General features: G+C 61.2%; 16 protein-coding genes. 12 read left to right on the plus strand and 4 right to left on the minus strand.

The genetic code is table 11. The features are described 5' to 3' along the window. Positions 1-141 precede the first annotated feature (141 nt). The 6 genes from ung (at position 142) to KF767_01700 (ending at position 7746) form a co-directional block, all read left to right on the plus strand. A complete protein-coding gene (ung, locus tag KF767_01675; GenBank protein ID MBX3016570.1) occupies positions 142-858 on the plus strand; it encodes a uracil-DNA glycosylase in 717 nt (238 codons plus the stop codon). Further along, a complete protein-coding gene (locus KF767_01680) occupies positions 855-1871 on the plus strand; it encodes a hypothetical protein (protein ID MBX3016571.1) in 1017 nt (338 codons plus the stop codon). The genes ung and KF767_01680 overlap by 4 nt, the downstream gene beginning before the upstream one ends. Continuing rightward, a complete protein-coding gene (locus tag KF767_01685) occupies positions 1868-3061 on the plus strand; it encodes a 3-phosphoshikimate 1-carboxyvinyltransferase (protein ID MBX3016572.1) in 1194 nt (397 codons plus the stop codon). The genes KF767_01680 and KF767_01685 overlap by 4 nt, the downstream gene beginning before the upstream one ends. Next, positions 3058-4803 (plus strand): hypothetical protein, encoded by a 1746-nt coding sequence (locus tag KF767_01690; GenBank protein ID MBX3016573.1) that lies wholly within the window; start codon positions 3058-3060, stop codon positions 4801-4803. The genes KF767_01685 and KF767_01690 overlap by 4 nt, the downstream gene beginning before the upstream one ends. Then, positions 4790-5830: a chorismate synthase gene (gene aroC / locus KF767_01695; GenBank protein ID MBX3016574.1), complete on the plus strand. Its 1041-nt coding sequence runs from the start codon at positions 4790-4792 to the stop codon at positions 5828-5830. The genes KF767_01690 and aroC overlap by 14 nt, the downstream gene beginning before the upstream one ends. Positions 5831-5928: 98 nt before the next feature. Then, the gene (locus KF767_01700; GenBank protein ID MBX3016575.1) at positions 5929-7746 is read left to right on the plus strand and encodes a PQQ-dependent sugar dehydrogenase; all 1818 of its coding nucleotides are present in this window, start codon (positions 5929-5931) and stop codon (positions 7744-7746) included. A 71-nt stretch (positions 7747-7817) separates the two neighbouring features. Here the strand turns inward: KF767_01700 and KF767_01705 are convergent, their stop codons facing one another. Genes KF767_01705 through aroF form a run of 3 tightly spaced genes read right to left on the minus strand, consistent with a single transcriptional unit; the run spans position 7818 to position 10267 of the window. After that, complete coding sequence (locus tag KF767_01705; protein ID MBX3016576.1) at positions 7818-8705, minus strand: alpha/beta fold hydrolase; 888 nt, start codon at positions 8703-8705, stop codon at positions 7818-7820. Between the two features lie 40 nt (positions 8706-8745). Then, complete coding sequence (gene ubiE / locus KF767_01710; GenBank protein MBX3016577.1) at positions 8746-9459, minus strand: bifunctional demethylmenaquinone methyltransferase/2-methoxy-6-polyprenyl-1,4-benzoquinol methylase UbiE; 714 nt, start codon at positions 9457-9459, stop codon at positions 8746-8748. After that, positions 9452-10267, minus strand: a complete 816-nt coding sequence (gene aroF, locus KF767_01715) for a 3-deoxy-7-phosphoheptulonate synthase (GenBank protein ID MBX3016578.1) — start codon at positions 10265-10267, stop codon at positions 9452-9454. Before aroF ends, ubiE begins: the two co-directional genes overlap by 8 nt. Positions 10268-10447: 180 nt before the next feature. Between aroF and KF767_01720 the strand changes: the two genes are divergently transcribed. From KF767_01720 to KF767_01730, 3 genes are all read left to right on the plus strand, one after another. Further along, a complete protein-coding gene (locus KF767_01720) occupies positions 10448-11509 on the plus strand; it encodes a chorismate-binding protein (protein ID MBX3016579.1) in 1062 nt (353 codons plus the stop codon). A 62-nt stretch (positions 11510-11571) separates the two neighbouring features. Beyond that, entirely contained in the window at positions 11572-13236 is a 1665-nt protein-coding gene (menD, locus tag KF767_01725; GenBank protein ID MBX3016580.1) for a 2-succinyl-5-enolpyruvyl-6-hydroxy-3-cyclohexene-1-carboxylic-acid synthase, read from the plus strand. Continuing rightward, positions 13233-13952, plus strand: a complete 720-nt coding sequence (locus tag KF767_01730) for an alpha/beta fold hydrolase (protein ID MBX3016581.1) — start codon at positions 13233-13235, stop codon at positions 13950-13952. The genes menD and KF767_01730 overlap by 4 nt, the downstream gene beginning before the upstream one ends. 248 nt (positions 13953-14200) lie before the next feature. On the opposite strand, the gene KF767_01735 is transcribed toward KF767_01730, so the two are convergent. Beyond that, positions 14201-14647: a hypothetical protein gene (locus KF767_01735; protein MBX3016582.1), complete on the minus strand. Its 447-nt coding sequence runs from the start codon at positions 14645-14647 to the stop codon at positions 14201-14203. A 254-nt stretch (positions 14648-14901) separates the two neighbouring features. Between KF767_01735 and KF767_01740 the strand changes: the two genes are divergently transcribed. From KF767_01740 to KF767_01750, 3 genes are read left to right on the plus strand one after another with little or no spacing between them, the layout of a single operon-like run. After that, a complete protein-coding gene (locus tag KF767_01740; GenBank protein ID MBX3016583.1) occupies positions 14902-15357 on the plus strand; it encodes a Spy/CpxP family protein refolding chaperone in 456 nt (151 codons plus the stop codon). Positions 15358-15360: 3 nt separating this feature from the next. Further along, on the plus strand, positions 15361-15852 hold the full coding sequence (locus KF767_01745; protein ID MBX3016584.1) for a sigma-70 family RNA polymerase sigma factor: 492 nt from the start codon (positions 15361-15363) through the stop codon (positions 15850-15852). Continuing rightward, entirely contained in the window at positions 15842-16201 is a 360-nt protein-coding gene (locus tag KF767_01750) for a hypothetical protein (GenBank protein ID MBX3016585.1), read from the plus strand. The genes KF767_01745 and KF767_01750 overlap by 11 nt, the downstream gene beginning before the upstream one ends. Positions 16202-16574: the final 373 nt, after the last annotated feature.

Genomic DNA, 16574 nt, shown 5'->3' on the forward strand with positions numbered 1-16574 from the left:
GTCCAGGAGGCAAAAATGAGACACCGGGCTTAAGATTTCGAATAGGCCCCAGAAGCGGGAGTCTCAACAAGGGGCGTCTCAGATTGAGTCAGTCCAGGTTTTTCATGCTAGAAGAAAGCCATGCGTGAACCACGAATTTTGATGGCAGGTATCGAAGAGGGGAAAGGTGTCGGCGACGCTGGACCGGCGGTGAAACTCGAGGAGTCCTGGCGGAAGCGCTTACAGCCTGAGTTTGAGGCCGATTACATGAAATCGCTGCGCGAGTTTCTACGCGCGGAACTCCAAAAAGGAAAACGCATCTTTCCGCGCGGCGATCAGTACTTCGCGGCGCTGAACCGCACACCGTTCGAAAAAGTGCGCGTCGTGATTCTGGGGCAAGATCCTTATCACGGAGCCGGACAGGCCCACGGTCTTTGCTTCTCGGTGCCCGCGGGCGTGCGTCTGCCGCCTTCACTGCAAAACATCTTCAAAGAACTGAACGACGATCAGGGCGTCCCGCTTTCGAAGAACGGCAACCTGGAACGTTGGGCGGATCAGGGCGTACTTCTGTTGAACAGCGTGCTGACCGTCGAAGAGGGAAAGGCCGCCGCGCACCAAGGCCGCGGTTGGGAACGCTTCACCGACCGGATCATCCAACTTCTGAACGAAGAGCGCGAAGGCCTCGTGTTCATTCTGTGGGGCTCGTACGCGCAGAAGAAGGGCGCGTTCATCGATCGCAAAAAACACCTGGTCTTGGAGTGCGTGCATCCTTCGCCGCTGTCATCCCATCGCGGATTTTTCGGCAGTAAACCTTTTTCGAAGACCAACGCCTATTTGCAAGCACGCCAACTTCCCGTCATTGATTGGAATCCCCATTGAATTTCGATTCCCGTCGCCGCTACTTTAAGAATTTTCCGAAATTGACCGGTGCGGACCGCGAAGACGCTTTGCTGATCTTCGACGCGAAACTCGCACGGTCGGCGTCGCCTTTGATTCGTCAGTTTCGCCGGCGGATCGCCGTGCGTGCGGGTGAAGGCCTCAAAAGTTTCGCGCAGGCCGAAAAAGTTCTGGGCCAGATGTTGAAGAAAACGGCCGACGCGCGCCGATCGCGGCTGCGGATCTTCGTTCTGGGCGGAGGATCGGTCGGAGACTTCGGGGGATTCTGCGCCAGCGTGCTTCGTCGGGGCACGCCCGTCGTGCAAATTCCGTCGACTTGGCTTGCGGCCGTTGATTCGGCTCATGGCGGGAAGACGGCGCTCAATCTGGCGGGGGCGAAGAACCAAGTGGGTACGTACTGGCCCGCCGAAGAGGTCTGGCTGATCGAGAAGCTTCTGCGCGCGCAGCCCGCGGCGCTCGCGCTCGATGCACGTGGGGAAGTCTATAAGTCCGCGCTGATCGCGGGGGGCGCGCTTTTCAAAATGGTCGGTCGCGCGACCACGCCTTGGCCGGTACTCAAGCCGATCATCGATACCAAAATGAAAGTCGTGCGTGCCGATCCGCGCGAGCAAAAGGGGCTGCGGCATACGCTGAACTTGGGCCACACCGTGGGCCACGTGCTGGAAAGTGCGCGCGGTCTGTCGCACGGGCGCGCGGTCCTTTACGGATTGGCTTTTGCGGTGGAGTGGCGTCGTCACGAAATGTTGATGGCGGGACACTTCCGCCTTCCCCGCTGGCTGGATGAAGTTCGGGATTGGCCGGGCTGGCCCACGGCGGAAGAGCTGCGCCGTGAGCTGCGGGGCGTGCGGGATTGGACGAAGCGTTTAGACACGGATAAAAAGTCTCTCGGCGGGGGACGCCTCCGTTTTATTTTTCCGCTTGAGCCTGGTCGCATCGATGTGCAGACGCGGCGTCTGGCGGATCTTGTCGCGGAAATCGAACGGCAGGCGGAATGACGCGCTTTCAGTTTCGCGGGGATGTTCCGGCCTCGAAATCTTTCTACAATCGCGCGATGATCGCGCGCAGCTTTTTCCCCGAATTGGAATTGAAAGGGACCTCCGATTGCGATGATGTCCGCGTAATGCAAAAGGCGGTGGCCTGCATGTGGGCGGGGGAAACGCGTATCCCTTGCGGTGAAGCGGGAACCGTCTTTCGCTTCATGGCGTTTCGGGTCAGTCGGCAGAAGGGCGATTTTCTACTGACGGGAAGCCCGCGCCTCTTGGCCCGTCCGCAAAAAGAGATTTTGCGCATTCTTCCCCAGTTGGGCGCGAAGGTGGAAAGTCGTCCCGAGGGTTTATGGATTCGCAGCGCCGGATGGCTTCCGCCACGTGAGCGCTTACGTATTCGTGCGGATGAGTCCAGTCAGTTCGTTTCGGGTCTTTTACTGTCCGCTTGGAATCTGCCATTCAATCTGGAGTTCGAAATCGAGGGCGCACGCGTTTCGAACGCCTACTGGGAAATGACTCAACGGTTCTTGGCCCGGATCGGTTTGAAGGTCGAACTGCGGGACGGCGTTCACCGCGTCGCGGGCGCGCAGGTGCCCCAACTGACTGTCGTGTCCGTTGAGCCTGATTTTAGCTCGGCGTTTCCGCTCGCCGTTGCGGGAAGTCTTTGGGGCGAGACCCGTTTGGATGGAATGGGCGGGGCTAGCCTGCAACCGGATGCGATCTTTCCCTCATTACTTGAGAGCTGCGGTGCTGCGGTCGTGCGTGAGGGCGCGGATTTGATTTTCCGCGCGCAGGGTCCCCTTAAGGGACGTACTCATCATTTGCTCGAGACGCCGGATCTTTTTCCGGTTCTCGCGGTGGCGGCGGCTTTCTCTGAGGGGGAAAGTTTTCTTGGCGGGGCCCCCCATCTGGTTGCGAAAGAGTCCGACCGGCTGGCGAAAACGCGGGAGCTTTTGTCCTTAGCGCGGATCCCCTGCTCTGTGGAGGGCAGTGGTCTACGTGTGCAGGGGCAAGGTCCGAGTTGTGTCCCGGCGACCTTCAGCTTCAATCCGGATCAGGATCACCGCATGGCGATGGCGGCGGGGCTTTTGAAACTGAAGAATCAACGTATCGAAATTCAAACTCCCGACGTGGTTGGAAAAAGTTATCCCGGCTTTTGGCGCGACCTCGGCACGGGCGCGGGTCTGAGGCTTCCTTGATGTATGTGATCGTTGGTCAGCGCGGAACTGGTAAATCCCACTTGGCGCGGCGATTCGCGCCGGGTCCCGTGATCGATCTGGATGAAGAGATCCGCGTGCGAACCGGGCGTGATCCGCGCGCGTGGATCGAAACCGACGGGGAGCGCGCCTTTCGCGAAATCGAGAAGAAAACTTTGCGGGAGTTGATGACCGCGACCTACGCGACGCCTCCGTGGATCGTGCTCGGCGCGGGCTTTGAACTCGACGACTTCGATTGGTCGGTGGCCCCGTTCGAAATGATTCATTGGCGACGGACCACCGACGCTTGGGGGCGGATCTTTACCGATCGCCCGCGTTTGAATACGAACGTTGATCCGCTGACCGAATACCTCGAACGTTACGCGGACCGCGAAGCGCGGTTTCGTCAATCCGCGGACTGGATTTTGGAGTGGCCCGAAGGCGGGCATTTGAACGCGAACTCGCAGGCCCGCGCGATGCTGGCGGGCGAGTCGCTTCCGTCGCATGCGGGGATTTACACTTTGCGCGCGTCGGACCGCGAACGCGCCCGCACCATCCTTGAGCGCTTCGTCAATTTCGGTTTCCAGGCTTTCGAGCTGAGGACGGATCTGTTGAGCGATGCCGATCTGGAATTCTGGCTTTCGCGCCTGCCGGCGGAAAAGATTCTTTTCGCCGAACGCCGTGCCGAGGCGAAAGTGCCGAGTGCGAATTTCTTCGGTAAGGACTGGGCGCTGGAGTGGGGGAAGCCTCCGCCCGGTTATTCGATCTGGTCGAATCACGGCGGTAACGAGTCGACATTCCCCGTTCATGCCGTGGACGTGCATCTGAAGTGGTCGCCCTTGATCGAAAGTTTCCGCGAGCTTCAGCGTGGCTACCAGTGGCAGCAGAAAGATCCCGCGCACCGGTCGTTCCTGCCCCGCTCGCTGGACGGGCGGTGGACGTGGTTTCGTTTGTGGATGAAGTCGCGCCAGAAACTCAACTTCCTGCGCGAAGCCGACAACGCCGAGGCTCCGGACCAGCCCTCGTTCTTGGAGTTCATCGATACGCCCACGGGCGTGAACTTCGCCGCGATCTTGGGCGATCCGGTCGCGCACAGCTGGACGCCGGGCGTGCAGGCGGCCTTCTTCGCCGAGCGGGGAATGCCCGTCTTGCGCGTTCAAGTGGCGCAGGACGAATGGGACGATGCCATCGAAGTCTTGCGGCATATGGGACTCACCGCCGCGGCCGTGACCTCGCCGCTGAAGCTGAACGCCTTCGCGACCGCAAAGGTGCGGACGCCCGAAGCGCAGCGTTTCGAGTCGGTGAATACGCTGCAGTGGACGGAAGACGGCTGGCACGGACACAACACCGACGAGACGGGACTACGTGAAAGTCTGCAAGCCGAGGGGTTGCTGAATGCTCCGCTGGTGCGGATCTACGGCGGGGGCGGGACGCTCGCGATGCTGGCCACGCTCTTCCCGCAGGCCGCGCGTTACGGACTGCGCACGCAAGGTTTGCGTTCCGATAGTCCGCCCGAGACGGGCGGCGGTACGGGCGGGCTGTTCATCTGGGCCGCGGGCCCGCAGGACGAACCGCCCCGTTTCGAGGTGGCGCCCGAGATCGTTTTGGATTTGAATTACCGGCAGGACTCGAACGCGCGGGCCTTTGCGCTGGCGAAGGGCGCACGCTACATCGACGGTTCGGGAATGTTCTTGGCGCAGGCCGAAGGCCAACGTCAGTTTTGGAGTGCATATGGGCGCGAATAGTTTCGGACATCTTTTTCGGATCACCACTTTCGGCGAAAGCCACGGAACCGCGCTGGGTGCGATCATCGACGGCTGCCCCGCGGGAGTGAACTTCGACGAAGATCTTTTGCGTCGCGAGCTCGCCCGCCGTCGTCCCGGGTTTTGGGAGGGCGAAGCCTCGGCCCCGGTCAGCGCGCGCCAAGAGGCGGATCTTCCCGAAGTGCTGAGCGGCGTCTTCGAGGGCCGCACGTTGGGAACGCCCATCGCCATTCAGGTCCGCAATCAAGACGCGCGTTCGCAGGACTACGCCGCGCTGAAGGACAATCCGCGCGCGGGTCACGCCGACGACACATGGGCCGTGAAGTTCGGCCACCGCGATCATCGCGGGGGCGGGCGCTCCTCCGGGCGCGAGACCGTCGCGCGCGTGATGGGCGGCGCGGTCGCGAAGATGCTCCTGCAGCAGATCGCACCCGCGTTGCGGATTCGCGCTTACGCAGAGGCCCTCGGCCCGCACCGTTTGACCGACTCCGAAAAGTTGGCGTTCCTGAAAGGGACAGACGCGGCCGATCGCTACGCCGTCCGTTTTCCGAGTCCGCGCGCGCCGACGGTGGTCGAGGATCTCAAGCGCATCCAGGCCGCGCACGACAGTTGGGGCGGCATCGCCGAGATCGTGATTCAAGGCGCGCCGGCGGGTCTGGGGCAACCGGTCTTCCATAAACTCAAATCGGATCTGGCCATGGCGATGATGAGCGTGGGCGCGACCAGCGGTTTCGAACTGGGTGAGGGCCTGCACGACGCCGCCCAAACCGGAAAAAGCTTCCACCAAGACGCCGCGTCCGCGAACTACGGCGGCATCCGCGGCGGAATCTCCACGGGCGATGAAATCCGCTTCCGCGTCCACTTCAAACCCACTTCCTCGATTCTGGACGTCGCCAAGCAGGGCCGCCACGACCCCTGCATCGTGATCCGCGCCCTTCCGGTCCTGGAGTCCATGACCGCGCTGGTCCTGGCCGACCACGCCCTGTGGTCCCGCCTCGACCGCCCCTAGGGACCTTCTTCCCTTTGCTTGCGCAGGTGCGCCACTCGCCGCGCGCCACCAAAGGGAAGAAGGTACCTTTTTGCGTTCCGATATCTGACGATGGAGGGATGACATATACCTCCTTGCGTCTGGTGTTCGCCCTCGCTTTGGTTCTTTCCTCGTGTTCGCATGCGCCCGTGCTTCACGGTCCGGTTCAGAATTACGTCGGTGCGGAAGACCGCGCCGAGGACTGGATGAGCGGCGACGACTACGCGTTTTACGTGCGGCGCTCGCAGCGTTCGCCCTCGAATAAGAAAGTCTACAAATACAAGACGACCGGCACCTGCGGCGGCTTCCCGCGGATCGACGTGAAGACCGCGCCGGGATTTTGCGTGGGCTTGGTGTTCGACGGTGGACAAGGGACCTTCAAGAAATCGCGCTGGGCCGCGCCCCTTGCGAAGAACAAAGTGCTCATCGTCGACATGGGCGGTTGGGCGCGCAACAACGGCCGCATCTACGTCCTCGACTTCGGCGTGAAGCCGGCGAAACTTTCGGTGATGCTTGAGCCGAAGCAGTTCCCGGCGGGCCAAGCGGCGCGCGGCATCTTGGATGAGCCGAACCAGATCTTGAAACACACCGACGGTAAGTTCTACGTCGGCGGGGCGACGGGCGTTTACCGTTTCGATCCGACGGCCTCGCGTCCGGAAAAAACGGTGGAGGTCTTGATCCGCGATCTGCCCGCGACGGGGCTGCATCCGCTGAAGTCCTTCACCTTCGATGAATCCAACGGCTTTTACGTTAACGTTGGGTCGGCGTCGAACGTCTGCCAGAACTTCACGAAGTACGGCGATACGAACGCGCAGAAGAATCCGCGCAACTGGCAACGCAAGCAGTTCGCGAACTGCCCCGAAGTCGAAAACATGGAGATCGGCCAAGGCCAAGTGCGCCGCTACGAAGTGCTCGCCGACGGTCGCTTGAGTTCGAACTTCACGGTCTTCGCGAAGGGGCTGCGTAACTCCATCGGGCTGTTGTGGGATCCTTACCGCAAAGTGATCCTGCAAACCGAAAACGGCCGCGACGCCATCGGCAAATTCGCGCCGAACCTCGTGACCGCGGATCTGCCCCATGAAGAGATCAACGTGCTGCAAGCGGGCCGTCACTACGGCTGGCCCTACTGTTACGACAACAATCAGACGAGCCCCGAGTGGACGAACGTGGACTGCGCGCAGTTCACGAAGCCGCAAGCTTTCCTGCCGCCGCACTCGGCGCCGTTGGGCGCGATCCTGCACTCGGGCAACAACTGGCCCGCGTGGTACAAGGGACGCCTGCTCGTCGCGCTTCACGGCTACGAGAAAAAAGGTCACCGCATCGTCGCGATGAAACGCGACGATCAGGGGCTCCCCACCGGCATTCCGCAAAGTCTGGTCTACGGTTGGGATCAGAAAGGAGAGCAGGGAGTCGGTAAGCCCACCTCCATGCTCGAACTTGAGGACGGAAGCGTCTTGATCGTTGAGGACGACGATCAGAACAAGATCTTGAAACTGGTCTATGATCCTACGCAAGGCGATGGGCAGCCCGTGCAGGAAGTCGATCAGGCCGTGGCCGCGACCGACGACGAGATGGAAAGCGAAGAGGTTCTGAAAAAACGTCTGGACGATAAACTGCGCGGTGGCAATCCACCCGTGTTCTTGCAATTCCAGGTGAAGGTCATCGACAAGTACTGCGCCGAATGCCACCAAGCCGCGGGTTCGCCGGGCGTGCGTTTGATCAAGTACGACGATGACGGAAACGCGCTGCGGATCAAACAGTCCGGCAAAGCGAAAGAGCTTCTCGAGATCATCAAGGGCAATCCCGACTTCATTCCCATGCCGCCGCAGGGCTGGGACACCCCGGCCGAGCAGGCCGAGGCGGTGAAGCTCCTCGAAGCGTGGATCTCAGGAAAGTAGCCGCTGACTTTCCGAAACGCGCTGCGTTTCAGGATGGCAGCGGCTGGGCGCCCCCGGCTGGGCGCCCCCGGCTACCTCCCGAGGCGCGAGGCGAGCTCGGTGAAGGCGCGTTCCTTTTCGAGTTCGTTGAAGGACTCGTGGCGGAAACCGGTGAAGGTCACGCGCTGTTTCGGCGCGCCCTTGCCCGCGTCCAAACGTTGGAACCATTTCGCGGCGATGGGTTCACTCACCAAAGGGTCGGCCAGCGGGGACAGCAAAGTCACCGGCCACTTCAGCGGCGAGGACGCGCCGACTTGGCGTGCGATCATCTCGGTCATCTGCTGGTACGCGCGCGGGGTGATGAGCCCGTGGTTCAGAGGGTCGGCGGTGTAGTGCGCGACGACCTCGGGATCATGGGAGACAACCGCGGCGTCGATGTCGTTCGCCAGCGGCAGTTGCGGGGCGAAGGGTTCGATCATACGGCCCAGGAATGTCTTCCAGGCGGGGGGCTCATGCACCAAGCCCAGCAGCGGCGCCGACAAAAAGAGTTCGCGCGCCGAATGCCAGCGCTCTTGCCGCGCGAGTTCCAAAGTCACCAGGCCACCGAAGCTGTGTCCGAGCACGCTGATCGTCGCGCGACGGCCTTCCGATTTCAGGCGCGACTCCATGGTCTTGAATGACAGCTCCACGCCGCCGAGCCAGTCCTCGCTCGTGCGACAAGAACCTTTCGCGCCGGGGGACTGACCGTGCCCGTACAGATCGCTGATGACGATCATGTCGATTTCGTTTTGCAGATAGTGCGGCCAGTGCCGGTAACGATCGGAGTGTTCCCCCCAGCCGTGAACCAAAAACAAAACGCGCGGGTTTTCCGTGCGCGGCTCTTTCGTCCAAAAACGCACGAAGGTTTTCAGGGGCTCAAGCTGTTCGGTGGTTTCCTTCCAACCGGAAGGCAAATCGGGGAAGCGGGGACTTGCGGGCATGCGGGGCCTCCTTGTGGAGGCCCGCCCAAAGCAGGGGCCTCTACGCTTTTTGCGCGCGGTACAGGTACGCGATGCCGCCGGTCAGCGTGCGGTATTCGACTTTTTCGAAGTCGCCCGCAGGACGGAGCAGCTCATTCACGAAACGTTGTCCGCAAGGGAACTCGGCCGAAGAGGTTTGCAGATACTGGTAAGCCTCTTTTTGACCGGTCACCCAGCCGCCGATCATCGGCAGCACCTTTTCAGAGTAGAACTTGTAAGCGTCTTTGAAAACCGGAATCTCGGGCTGGCCGAATTCCAGAACGAGCAGACGGCCGCCGGGTTTCAGCACCCGGTGCATCTCGCTCAACGCTTTCTGGGGATTCACGACGTTGCGGATCCCGAACGAAATCGTGACGACGTTGAAGGTCTGATCGGGGAACGGTAAGTTCGTCGCGTCCGCCCACAGGAACTTCGCCTCGAGCCCCAGGTTTTTCGCCTTGAGGGGCGCGTGGTCGAGCATCTCTTGGCAGAAATCGGTGCCGGTGACGGTCGCCGACGGATTCGCGGCTTTGAATTCCAAAGCCAGGTCGCCGGTCCCGGTCGCGCAGTCGAGGATCGAGTCCCCGTCTTTCACGCTCGCCCAGCGGACGAGCTTCTTGCGCCACAGGTGATGGATGCCGGCCGAAAGAACCGTGTTCGCCTGGTCGTACTTGGGCGCGACTTTGGCGAACATGTTTTGGATGCGTGCGGGATCCTTAGCGGGAGTCTCAAGCATGGAGTTCGATCCTTTGCATGTCGCGGCCGAGCGAGGTCACGATGCCGGTGATTTGCTTCATCATCACGCGGAAGTCGTCCACGGTGAGAGCCTGTTTGCCATCCGAGAGCGCTTCCGCCGGACGGGGATGAACTTCGACGATGATGCCATCGGCGCCGACGGCCGCCGCGGCCAAAGCGATCTTCGGCACGTACTCGCGGATCCCCACGGCGTGGGAGGGATCGACGACGACGGGGAACTGGGTCTTCGCTTTCGCGACCAGGACCGCGTTCAAATCGAAGGTGAAGCGGGTTTCGGTTTCGAAGGTGCGGATGCCGCGCTCGCAGAGCACGACTTTATCGTTACCCGAATCGACGATGTAGTCTGCGGCTTTGAACCATTCGCCGATGAGGGCCGCGAACGAGCGCTTCAAAAGGATCGGCTTGTTGGTTTTGCCGAGCTCTTTCAAGAGCGAGTAGTTGAACATGTTGCGGGCACCGACCTGGTACATCGCCGTGAAGTCGTCGATCTGCTCGACTTGGCGGGGATCGGTGACCTCGGTGACGAGTTTCATGTTCTGGCGCTTCAAAACTTCGCGCACGAAATCGAACGACGAGGCGCCCAGACCCTGAAAGGTCTTGTGGCTGGTGCGCATTTTCCAGATTCCGCCACGCAAAAGAACGGCACCGAGTTGTTTCACGGCGCGCGCGGTTTCCTCGAATTGAGCTTCGCTTTCGATCGCGCAGGGGCCTGCGATCACGGAGAACGTGCCCGAACCCAGCTGCGCGGGGCCGACCGACACAATATGCGAACGGGGAGGGACCGGCATGGGATTGGGCTGGGATTCAAAGGACAGAAACGATTCGTTCACTTTTCACCTTCGCCCGCGTGGAAAAACGGGCTATTCTAAACTTCAAAGGCCAGGTCAGAGGCACCTTATATCACCATTTGGACACAGCGCTACCTTCCAGTACGCGAAAGCGGTGGTGGAGGCGAGAAAGCAGGGGTTATGGCGCAAAGCGTTAATGAGTCCATTCAGTGGGACGTCTTCTGGAAAACGGGCGCTTTCCTGCGACTCTCTCAAGAGGAGTTCTTGCTCCTGGAAGGCCCCTTCACCAAATGCGCCGACCACGAGGCGGATTTCGGGGGATTTCACTTCTTCGGCGAGGACGAGCAGTGGTGGAAAGCCCGCCGCCGCCTGAAGCTGGGCCGTGAAGAATTACGCCGGTCTCTGGAGGGACAGCTCGGACCCCGCTCGCTCTTCCGAAATGATTTCACGCCCCCGACGCCCGAAAGCTTCGAGTCCGCGTTCCGTTTGATTCAAGGAAAAATCCAGCGCGAAGAAATCGAAAAGGCGGTGCCGATCCTGAAGACGGAAAGCGCCAAAACGCCGGGCCCCGCGGATCTCGCGCACGCGTTCTTCACGCTGTGGAATCTGCCGATGAACTTGCATGTTTACGGATTCTGGAACGAAGGTCGCGGCGTCATCGGCGCGACTCCGGAAACGCTTTTCGAGCTCGAAGGCACGACGATGAAAACCATGGCGCTGGCGGGCTCGTGCCCGAAGGCTGAGGCCGTCGATCGCATCCCGCTCTTGAAAGATCCGAAAGAATTGAAAGAGCACCAGATCGTGGTCGACGATCTCGCGATTCGTCTGAAAACCCTGGGCTGGATGCGGAGCGATCCCGTCGCCATGATCGAGCTGCCGACGCTCTTTCATTTGATCACGCGTTTCGAGGTCACCGGCATCAACAAGACGCCGAAAGAGATCATGCGCCACTTGCACCCCACGCCCGCGATGGGGGTTGCCCCCCGCGCCTACGGCTACCAATGGCTGAAGGATCTGACCGATCAAAAAGATCGGGGTTTCTTCGGGGCGCCCCTTTTCTTCCGCAAGGATCAAGAGCAGAGCGTGGCGCTGGTCGCGATCCGCAGCCTGTTCTGGGATGCCAAAGGGGCCCGCATCTTTGCGGGTTGCGGCGTCGTCGCCGCCAGCCAAGCGGAGCGTGAGTTCGCCGAGATCGGGGCGAAGATGGACTCCGTCTTCCAGATGCTCGGTTTGACCCAGTAAGAGAAACACCGAGTCTCTGGAAGACGCTGGACGAGCCGTCAAACAGAGCCTAGTCTCGCCGCATGTCTTTGACGAACCTCGAGCGCGCGCGGCTCAGCCTGACCTATCTTCTCGAATGCGGAGTCACCGAAGTGGTGACCTGCGCCGGGGCCCGCAACGCGCCCCTCGTCGAACTCCTGATGGCGGTGGCCGCCGATTTCTCGGACGACAAACTGAAGTGCTGGAGTTTCTTCGAGGAGCGCAGTGCCGCGTTCTTCGCGCTGGGCCGCTGCGTGCGGCGCGGGACGCCGATCGCGGTACTCACGACGTCGGGCACGGCCGCGGCCGAACTTCTGCCCGCGGTGATCGAAGCGAATTACCAAGGCCGTCCGCTGATCGTCGTCACCGCCGACCGCCCTTCGCGCTTTCGCGGCTCCGGCAGTCCCCAAAGCATGGAGCAGGTCGGTCTGTACGGAAATTACGTCGAGACCTGCTTCGATCTCGAAGACGACTTCGCGACTTTGACGAAAGCGTGGAGCGGCGAACGTCCCCTGCATCTGAACGTCTGTTTCGAAGAACCCCAGAGTCAGCGGCCCACGCCGCTTGAAACCATGACCGCCGTGAACGGTCTGCGCTCCGTTTCGTCGCGCGCACGCGTCGATAAAACCGCGGGCGACGCGCGTCCGGCTTGGCCCGCGGCGATGCGCCAGCCGCTGGTGATCGTGGGGCCATTGCGTCCCGAAGATCGCGCCGCCGCGCTCGAAGTGGTGCGCCGTTTGCCGGGACCCGTGTACGCCGAAGCGCTGTCGGGATTGACGGGCGAGGCGACCCTGATGGACCGCATGATCCGCGGCGAAGAGATCGCGGGGCTCGCGCTCGACGGAACCGCGGCGAACGGCGGGCTGCCGTTTTGCGACGGCGTGATCCGTTTGGGGACCGTGCCCACGTGCCGCGTGTGGCGCGATCTTGAAGTGAAACGTCGTGAAGTCCCCGTCGTGAATCTCGTCCCCGCGAACGCGCGTTGGTCGGGACTCGCGCGCAAGGAACACGTCTTCGCGTTTCCGCTGAACGCACTTCCGGAAATGCCGGCGGCGCAGGGGCTGGATCCGCGCGGGCAGGCGCTCGTGGAGCTTTCCAAAAATGCCGCCGGTGAATTCGAAAAACTTGTCGCCGATTTTCCGAAATCGGAAATGGCGCTCGTGCGCGCGCTGGCGCTCAGGGCCGCGCACCCCGCGCATTTGCAGCGCGTGTATCTGGGGAACAGCCTGACGGTGCGGGAGTGGGACGCGGTCAGCCCGCACCACCGTTTCGCGGACGTTTACGGTCACCGCGGCGTGAACGGCATCGACGGTCAGGTCTCGAGCTTTCTGGCGTGGTCGGCGGCGGACGCGAAGACCGGTGACCTCGCGGTCGTCGGCGATCTGACCGCGATGTACGATCTGGCCGCGCTCGGTTTCACGACGCAGCTCGAGCCCGCGAAACGCACGCTCGCCGTGATCAACAACGGCGGCGGCATGATCTTCAAACGCATTTTCCCCCACGACCTTTTCCTGAACCGCCACGAAACTTCGTTCGGCGACTGGGCGAAGATGTTCAAGTGGAGCTACCACCTCGCGCACCGACCCGAGGACTTGCGGTTCGCGCAGTCGCCGGAAAACCTCATTCTCGAGATCCGCCCCGACGCGGGAGAGACGGCCGCGTTTCAAACCCGCTGGGCCGAATGGCTTCGCCGCGAGACGGGTGCATGATTCAACTTTTCCTGCTTCCCGGATTTCTAGGCGAGGCCCGCGACTTCGATGCCTTCCGCGCCGAGATGGAAAAACTCGCGCCCGCGATCCGCACGGACGCGGTCGACTGGATGGACGAGGCCTCGTGGTTGGCGGACGAGGAATTTGAAACCGTCGGCGAGGCCCTCGCGCGCGAATTGAAAGCGCGCACGCGACCCGGGGCGACCGTCGCGGTGCTGGGCTACTCGCTGGGCGGACGTTTGGCGCTCGCGCTGCACGAGTATTTACGCGCGCAAGGCGATCACGCGACACGATTCATTTTCGTTTCGGCGAACCCGGGCTTGGCGGTGACGAGCGAGCGCGACGCCCGATTGAAGGCCGACGCGCAGTGGGCGGGCCGCTTCCGCAGTGAAGAGTGGTCGAAGCTGATGACGGATTGGAACGCGCAGGGCGTGTTTCAGGGTTCGGTCAGTGAACCCGACCGCGCTCGCCGTAAAGGCCAGCGCGATTTGCTCGCGAAGGTACTGATGCAGTGGTCGCTGGCGAAGCAACCCGATCACCGGGCTCGCCTGACGGCGGCGGCGGATTTTTTATGGATCACGGGCGGGAAGGACGCGAAGTTCACGGCGCTCGCGCAGGGGATTCCCAACGCAAAAACCATCCCGACCGCGTCGCACCGGGTGCATCTGGATGCGCCCGCGGACTTGGCCCGGATGGTTTCCGAAGAACTCGCTTAAAAAGCGTGGCTTATAGATTCTGAGTCAGCACGAAGACCGACAGGCAGATCGCCGAGACGGGGATCAGCGCGGACAAGAAAACGGTCTGAATGTTGTTTTTAGTACGTTGACTCATAGGACACATCCTTTCGGTCTAAAGACACGGATCCTCCTTGAGCAAGGGCCGGACCACGACGAAGAGGGCCCCAGTTCGATTGGAGCCCTCCGGCGGGGCTGGGAAGCGACAATTCCCGAGACAGGACCTGAAGTTATTTCTTCTCGAGGCGTTGAACCCGGGCTTCCAGGGTTTCGATGCGGCGAAGAAGCGCTTCTCGCTCGTTGAGGCTGGATTGGCCAATGACGCCGAAGCCGGGGATCTGCGAGGGGAGTTCCGACCGGTTCCGGTAAGACTGAGTGTATGTGAAGAGGCGCGCCGTATCGATTTCCAAACGCAGGCTCGGGTCGACCTCCAACGCGGTCAGCGTGTTGCTCATCTCATTGAGGACGTCGATGTCGACGCAGTTTTGGAAAATCAGGGTTTTTTTGCTCGCGGCCTCGACGCTGATCGCGGTCTGCATCATATGGGCCGTGCAAGGACCGAAGCTGGTTTCGATTGAAACCTGCGTTCGCTGCAGATTTTTGAAGATTGCGGCTTGAGCTTGGCCCGCGTGCAGAGTCGTAAGAAGAAGAAGGGCGCTGATCATCGATGTCTTCATAGCTGTACTCCATGTTGCGTCTATTGAGATTCTGAGGCTGCACCGGACTCCTGTTGCAAATTGGACCGCCTACTTTTAGCCTTCCATGGGAAGGCTAAGCTCACGGAACGACTCGAGTCTTAGGTTCTCGCGAAGCCGGAGGGACGAAAATGGGCGGCGTCTCATCAAGAAATCGTCGAAAAAAGTGCGGGACAACTGAACCCCAGGAGCCGGTCCCGCGTCCAACCCCCAAACGTCTTCCAGGAGGAAGCCCCATGACGAAGAGAATTCTGACCCTGACCGCTCTTGTTGTCCCCTTGCTGTTGGCGCTCGGTTTTTCCACGGCGCAGGCGCGTCCCGGCCACCACGGTGGACCGAAGATGCACAAGCTGATGAAAGAGCTGAACCTGACCGGTGAACAGAAAGACAAAATCAAAGCCGAGCGCGAGAAGCGTAAACCCGAGATGAAAGCGGCCCGCGAAAAAGCGAAAGCCGCGCGGGAAAAGCTGCGCGAAGCCTTCAAGCAGAACGCCTCGGCGGATCAGCTGCGCACGTTGAAAAACGAAGTGCAAGCGGCGCAGACTGCGGCGGGGGATCTGCGTTTCGAAGGGATGCTCGCGCTACGTGAAGTGCTGACCCTCGAGCAGCGGGCGAAGTTCAACGAGTGGCAGGAAAAACGCCAAGCCAAGGGCTTCCCGGGCCGTGGTGATGACGACGAGGATGACGAGTAAATCTTGAACTCGAAGGACGCGCTCTTTCAAGAGTGGTATCGCGACTACGCCCCGGGATTGCGGAATTTTCTTTTCCGCATCGCCGGGGCGTCCCCGTTGGACGATCTGGTCCAAGAGACTTTTTTGAAAGTCTGGCGCGCGATGGACGGCTTCGACGGTCGCGCGCAGCCGCGAACCTGGATTTACCGGATCGCCCACAACACGGCGATGGATCGTTTCCGTCAGAAGTGGCCCGATCCTTCGGACGAAATCGAGTCGCTGGTCGGCGCGACCGAGCCGCGGCCCGAGCTTGCGGATTTGATCGCGAAGGGCGTGGGCGTGCTGTCCGAGACGCTGCGACCCGCGTTCGTCCTGCATTACCAGCTTGAGTTCAGCGTCGCGGAGATCGCCGGAATCTTGGACGTTCCCGAAGGCACGGTGAAAACGCGCTTGAAAGCCGCCCGCGAAAAGTTCATCGAGTTTCTGAGACAAAATGGAGTCGAACATGAGTTCTGATCCGCTTTCCAAATTTCTGAAAGCCCACTCGGGAAGTCCGCCTCCCGCTCCGGCGGACGAGCTTGAGCGTATCCTGCGTCGCCGGGAACCCGCGCGGTCTGAACGCCCCGTCGGTCGGATGTGGGCGGGCGGGGGCCTTGCGCTACTCAGCTTCGCGCTGGCGTTCGTCCTGATCGGTCAGCAACCCGAAATCCGTCAGGCCGGTATGAAGGTCGCGGCGACGCCCGTGCGGATCGCGACTCCGTATCCCCAGGATCTTCTGGATCAAGAGGTCAGCGATTTCTTCGAGGAGACTCTCGACGGCGAAGAAGCGGAAGAAGCTTGGGCCGACGGGGAATTTCTTCTTTAGAAAGTGACCCCTGAGTGGGCGTTTTCCGACTCCCGGAGAGTTTCCGAAAGGACTTTTCTTTCGCTCATTTGGGGCACGGCCCTCCTGGCCTCACCGCAGAGTCTTACGCCGTCCAGGCGCTGCGGAGGCCCCAACTGACCGAAAGAAAAGTCCTTTCGGAAACTTCTGAGATCTGGAAAGCGCCCACTCAGGGGTCACTTTCTTTCTTTAAGTCGGCGCCGGCTTGCGTTCACCGCGGACTCCGTGGTGGAAGAGGGCATGGACCGCGTTTCGTTTTTCATTCTGACCTTGGGCCTCACGGCGGTCCTTTGCCTCGGTGAGGCGCTCCAGTTCGCCTTTTAGCGGCGCACACTCGACAAAAAGTTCGTCGGGC

This window comes from Pseudobdellovibrionaceae bacterium (genome assembly GCA_019637875.1).
In the GTDB taxonomy this organism is placed as follows: Bacteria; Bdellovibrionota; Bdellovibrionia; order Bdellovibrionales; family Bdellovibrionaceae; genus JAHBUW01.